This is a genomic window from Arthrobacter sp. TB 23 (assembly GCF_000294595.1).
Classification (GTDB): Bacteria; Actinomycetota; Actinomycetes; order Actinomycetales; family Micrococcaceae; genus Arthrobacter_D.
Genome location: NZ_ALPM01000035.1, coordinates 24,428 through 30,029, shown reverse-complemented (window position 1 = coordinate 30,029; position 5,602 = coordinate 24,428). Strand labels below are relative to the sequence as shown.

The window sequence follows — 5,602 nt, the reverse complement described above, 5'->3', positions numbered from 1 at the left end:
GCTGTTCCTGCCGTTGCGCGACGGGTCTACTGGCACGGCCGGCGGGACCTACGGCGGTGGCCGCTACGTGCTGGACACGGTGAAGGGTGCACACCTTGGCGTTGTCGGCGAACGGCTGATCATCGACCTGAACTTCGCCTACAACCCGTCGTGCGCCTATGACGAGGCGTGGGCCTGCCCGCTGCCGGGTATCGACAACCGGGTGGACACCGAGCTGCGTGTCGGGGAACTGTACTCCACCTACTAGAGGCCCAGCCAGACAAGTCTGCCCGGTCGTGGGCAGGCTTTATCATGGAGCTAAGACACCTGACAACCCTCTGGAGGCTCACATTACGGACACTGCCGCCCAACACGATATCTACTTCGGCGCGCCGGAGCCGGTCAATGAGGCCGAAGTCCTTGAGTCCGCGTCGCGCGACGCCGTCGCACGATTCAACGACCGCACCGACATCACCACCGTCAAGCGCCGGTTCACGCTGATCAACCAGAACACCACGCCGCACCAGGCCATGGTCGAGGATCTGTTGTTCATCCGCGCCGCGCTTGAGGACGCCGACATCGAGTACCTGTTGGTGCGCGGAAATGACGAGCGCCCGGTCATCGCCATCGATCTCAAGTTCCGTGAACGCCTCCGGGAGGCCCTGGTCACCGCCTGCAAGAACGAGCCGTTCTACTCGCGCACCGTCGACACGAAGCGCCGGACCACCCTGCTGGTCACCGATGGCTCCCTCTCCCACAGCGGCAAAGCGCGGATCTTCCGGCTGTTCCGCCCTCGGATTGAACCGATCGGCGGCCTGTCCTTCGGCCCCTCGGCCGGTGTGCAGATTGAACTTTGGAAGCTCGACGGCGACACCATCGAACTGCCGGTCGAGAATTCATTGACCCGCCGGACCCTCCCCTCCTCCGAGGTGGTCCGCGGCTCAGTCGAGCGACACGGCCTGATGTGGCCCACCATCGACAACATGTTCGCGGACCATGCGACGGATATCGACTTCGAAATCGATCTGGTCTTCTCCTGGGTGGATGGTAGTTCGCCCGAATACCAGGCAGCCAGGGCGGCCCGGATGAAGGACGCGGTGGTGGGCGAAGGCGACGACCATGAGGCCAGATTCCGCCAGATCAACGAACTCAAATATGCCCTGCGATCGGTCTACATGTTCGCGCCGTGGGTCCGGCGGATCTTCATCGCCACCGATTCGGAGTGCCCCGAGTGGCTCGCCGATCACCCCTCGGTCACGCTGGTCCGCTCGGAGGAACACTTCAGGGACACGTCGGTGCTCCCCACCCACAACTCGCAGGCGGTCGAGAGCCAGCTGCAGCACATTCCGGGTTTGTCGGAGCACTTCCTCTATTCGAACGACGACATGTTCTTCGGCCGTCCGGTATCTCCCGAGATGTTCTTCTCCCCCGGCGGGATTACCAAGTTCATCCAGGCCGACACTCGCATTGGGTTGGGGGACAACGACGCCGAACGGAGCGGCTTCGAAAACGCCGCGCGGGTCAACCGGAGGCTACTGCACGACCGGTTCGGCCGGATCACCACCCGACACCTTGAGCATACGGCTGCACCCTTGCGCCGCAGCGTCCTGCTGGAAATGGAAGAGGTGTTCGCAGCCGAGTTCTCCGCGACCGCAGCCTCACGGTTCCGTGCCAAGGACAACATTTCGGTCACCAACTCGCTGTACCACTACTACGCGTTGCTGACCGGCCGGGCCGTCACCCAGGAATCCGCCAAGGTGGCCTACATTGACACCACCATGCGGTCGGGGCTGCGCAGCCTGAACAAGCTGCTGGATAAACGGCATACGGACTTCTTCTGCCTTAATGACGGGAGCTTCCCGGAGGTTCCCGCGGAGGAGCGGGCGCACCTGGTCACCGACTTCCTGGAGAAGTATTTCCCCCTCAAGGCGCCCTGGGAAAAGTAGGTACCGCGAGGTGGAGGGCCGGAGCGAGGTGGGGGTCGAGCTGAGAAGGGCTTAGGCGATACCCGACCGTCGGCCAGCGAACCGGTGCTCAGGCTCCGGTGAGCTGGCGCTGAGGGGTCGCTTCGGCGATGCGTACCCCGGCGGCGTCGAGCCGGCGGCGTGTTTCCACGAGAGGCACGGTTTCCCCGACGGGCCGGTAGGCACCGATCGGGACCACCGAGTGGACGATCGTGTCGTCGTACACGTGCACCAGGTTGTAGGCCTGGGCGCCGTCCTGCCCGCGGGTGCCGCCGCCGTCGTACCCCAGATCCTGGGTGTAGCAGGTGGCCGAGGCCACCGACACCGGCACCCCGGCAAAGGTGGCAGTAGTCGAGTAGTGCAGATGCCCGGCCAGGATGCCGCGCACATCGGTGCCGCGGACGACCTCGGCCAGCTGGCGTTGGCCACGGAGTTCCACCAGGACCGATAGGTCCTGTACACACGGAATCGGAGGGTGGTGCAGGGCGAGCAGCGTGCCGTTGGGCGCCGGGGTCAAAAGCTCGTTGGCGAGCCACACCAACTGCTCGTGGCTGAATTCGCCGTGGTGGTGGCCGGGGACCGTCGAGTCCAGGGTGATGATGCGCAACCCGTTGATGAGGTAGCTGCGGTCGATTGGCGCTGTGTCTGGTGCCTGGTCGAGCAGACCGACCCTGAAGTTGGCCCGATCATCATGGTTGCCCATGGCCCAGATTACCTCCGCGCCAAGTTTGGCCGCAGCCGGTTCAACAATGGCGCGGAGCTTCGCGTAGGCATTGGCTTCACCCTTGTCGGCCAGGTCCCCGGTGAAGACCAACGCCTCGGGTCGGGCGCCAGAGGCCTCGAGTTCGGAAAAGATCTGACGTAACCGGGCTTCGCTATCCACCGCCCCGTACAGTGGCCCGGGCCCGCCGAGCAGGTGAGTGTCGCTGAGGTGGAGGATAAACTGCTGCGGCCGAGGATGTTCGGCCGTCCGGTAATTCATGGTGACCTTCTAGGTAGCTGGCGGTAACCGTTTACAACCTAATTGACCTCCATCAAAGCAGAGATCAAGCCAATAGCGGGTGAACACAGCCCGGCAAGTCGGATAACGCTGCGGGTTTGGTCCGCAGCCGGGTTTCCCCGGCTGTACCACCTCGTCCGGGACCCAGGAGAGATTCAACGTACTGGCAGCACTTACACAGCTTGTTGAACGACCGATAGTCATGGCTGGTTCAAGTATTCAAATGAGCCGGTACTGGGGCAATCTTGTTGGACCGCCGGGGCGAATAACACTTGAAGCCGTCACGTCCAGCAAGGTAATCCACCGCCAATGAAGGCGGAGCACAAGGAGATTCGATGAAATCGTTTGCATGTGGTGATGTGGTTCCCGGTTGCGAGGCTAAGTGGGTGTGCAGTACCGACGACGAGATCCTGGCCCAGGTTGGCGCCCACGCGGCTGCAGTGCACGGTCTGACCACGGTGCCAGACAGCCTGGTTCAGTCTGTCCGCGGTGCCATCCAGCCGGTTAGTTGATGCCCGCAGCTAGCCCCTCCCAGGCCGGCAGCAGTGACGCGCCGGATTGGGAGGCGCTGTTGGCGCGTGCCTGCCGGGGCGAGGGACTGGCCGCGGCGTACCAACCCATCATCGACACCGCCCGCGGCATCGTTGTTGGCTACGAAGCCCTTGCACGTTTCCCGGGCTTCGGCGAGAAGAATCCCGAGGTCTGGTTCGCGGCCGCACGGCGACACGGCCGGGCCGCCGACCTCGAATCGGCCGCACTCCGGGTTGCGCTCCGGGCCCGTCACAGTCTGCCAGCGAACTGTTTCCTCACCCTCAATGTTTCCCCAGAGCTACTCACCTCCGAGAGCATCCGCAGCGTGTGGCGGGAGGAGGGGAACCTGGGTGGGCTCATTGTCGAGTTGACCGAGCAGACTCCCATCGAGTCCTACCTCGAGCTTGAACCCGATCTGCACCAGTTGCGTGCCGCGGGCGCCCAAATCGCCGTCGACGACGCCGGCGCTGGCTATGCCGGCCTGCGGCATCTGCTGCAATTGCGCCCCGCAATGATCAAAATTGACCGGGAGCTGATCCAGAACGTTGACCGTGACGAGGCAAAACGGGCCCTGATCGAAATGCTGGGGATCTTCGCCAGCCGGGTGGACGCATGGATTCTTGCGGAGGGCGTGGAACGTTCAGAAGAACTGGATACCCTGGTCAGTCTCGGCGTCCCCCTGGTACAGGGCTATTTGCTGGCCCGGCCGGGACCACCGTGGGCCGGACTCGACTTCGACCTGGCGCACCGTCTCGCCGCCCGGCAGGTGGCGGATACGAAGACGGTGCTGCGCGACGTCGTCGAGCCAGCCCCCGCCGTGCTGAGCATGGCCCAGGCAATCGAGGTTTTCACCGCCGATCCCGGGCTGACTGCGACGGTGCTGATCGATGCTGATCTGCGGCCAGTTTCGCTGCTCACACCCGATGCCGCGGCTCTGGGAGTTGTCAGTCAAGGACTGCGGGCGAATCTTGACACTCCCCTGGCTGCGGCCCTCGACCGGTCGATTACCCGCGAACCTGCCCACCGGTTCGAACCAATCCTTGTCACCGACAACGCTGGCCGGTTTTCTGGGATCGCCCGCCTGGAACGGATGATCACCGCCCTCACAGCGAGCGAGCCCTAGCGGGCCCTAGCTGTCGGAGCCGAGCGGCCCCTCCGGCTCGGAGATGAAGCCCTGCTCCACCATGAAGTCGAAGGCGACGTCCGCGGGCTCTTCGCCCTCGACGTCGACCCGCAGGTTCATGGCCCGTAGCGCCTCGTCGGTCAGGGTCGGGGCAATTGCGCCGAAGACGTCCTCCAGTCCAGGGTGCGCCTCAAGGGTCTCCGTGTAGAACACCGGTGCCGCGTTGTAGGCGGGGAAGAAGCCGAGATCGTCCTCGAGGACCGTGAGATCGAGCGCGTCGATCCGCCCATCGGTGGCAAATACTTCACCGAAGTTGCAATCGCCGTTATCGGTAGCGGTGTAGACGGCGCCCGTATCGAAAATGCTGATGTTGTCATCGGGGACGCCGTCCGCTTGACCCCGCTCCATCCCGTAGTGGGCGAGCATGGGGTTCATGCCATCCGGGCGCGAGTTGAACTCCGCCTCGACGCAGAAGGTCCTTTCCTCCACCGGCAGTTCGGCGATTTCGGAGATGGTGCTGATGCCGCCGAGCTCCTCGACGGCCTCGCTGCGCACCGCGATGGCGTAGGTGTTGTTCAGGGGCGCGGTGTCCCCCCAGGTCAACCCGTTCTCCAGATCAGCCTCGTAGACTGCGGCGAACTGCTCCTCCTGGTTGGGAAAGCCTTCGCTCATGCCAAGGTAGGTGAGCCACGCGGTTCCCGTGTACTCCCAGACCATGTCGGCCTGACCGGCGAGCACCAACTCACGCACGGGCTGGCTGCCGGGAACGTTGGTGAGGTCGGTGACATCGAATCCTGCCGCCTGGCCGGCGAGGACGGCAATCTTGCCGAGGATCAGCTGTTCGGTGAAGTTCTTGGAGGTGACGGTCAGGGGTTCGCCGTCGACAATTTCCGCAATGCTGCCAGGACCCGCAGCAGGGACGTAGGAGGTGGCTGGTTGCAGACCGCAACCGGTTGCCAGCAGCCCGGCGGACAGGACTGCCGCGGCACCGGCGGCACGCCGCAG

General features: G+C 64.2%; 6 protein-coding genes. 4 read left to right on the top strand and 2 right to left on the bottom strand.

Going from position 1 to position 5,602, the window contains the following annotated elements; all coding sequences use genetic code 11:
- On the top strand, window positions 1–247 hold a 247-nt coding region (locus tag B384_RS0104565; protein ID WP_019481961.1), incomplete at its 5' end, for a DUF1684 domain-containing protein.
- 28 nt (window positions 248–275) lie between these two features.
- Window positions 276–1,925: a stealth conserved region 3 domain-containing protein gene (locus B384_RS0104560; protein ID WP_019481960.1), complete on the top strand. Its 1,650-nt coding sequence runs from the start codon at window positions 276–278 to the stop codon at window positions 1,923–1,925.
- 88 nt (window positions 1,926–2,013) lie between these two features.
- Here the strand turns inward: B384_RS0104560 and B384_RS0104555 are convergent, their stop codons facing one another.
- Window positions 2,014–2,925: a phosphodiesterase gene (locus B384_RS0104555; protein ID WP_019481959.1), complete on the bottom strand. Its 912-nt coding sequence runs from the start codon at window positions 2,923–2,925 to the stop codon at window positions 2,014–2,016.
- Window positions 2,926–3,278: 353 nt separating this feature from the next.
- On the opposite strand from B384_RS0104555, the gene B384_RS19965 reads away from it, so the two are divergent.
- Together B384_RS19965 and B384_RS0104545 are read left to right on the top strand one after the other, a co-directional pair.
- Entirely contained in the window at window positions 3,279–3,455 is a 177-nt protein-coding gene (locus B384_RS19965) for a DUF1059 domain-containing protein (protein WP_019481958.1), read from the top strand.
- Window positions 3,455–4,597, top strand: a complete 1,143-nt coding sequence (locus B384_RS0104545; RefSeq protein ID WP_019481957.1) for an EAL domain-containing protein — start codon at window positions 3,455–3,457, stop codon at window positions 4,595–4,597. Before B384_RS19965 ends, B384_RS0104545 begins: the two co-directional genes overlap by 1 nt.
- Window positions 4,598–4,603: 6 nt before the next feature.
- Here the strand turns inward: B384_RS0104545 and B384_RS0104540 are convergent, their stop codons facing one another.
- Window positions 4,604–5,419 carry a glycine betaine ABC transporter substrate-binding protein gene (locus B384_RS0104540; protein WP_443110850.1) on the bottom strand — a complete coding sequence of 272 codons (816 nt, stop codon included), beginning with the start codon at window positions 5,417–5,419 and terminating at the stop codon, window positions 4,604–4,606.
- Window positions 5,420–5,602 lie beyond the last annotated feature (183 nt).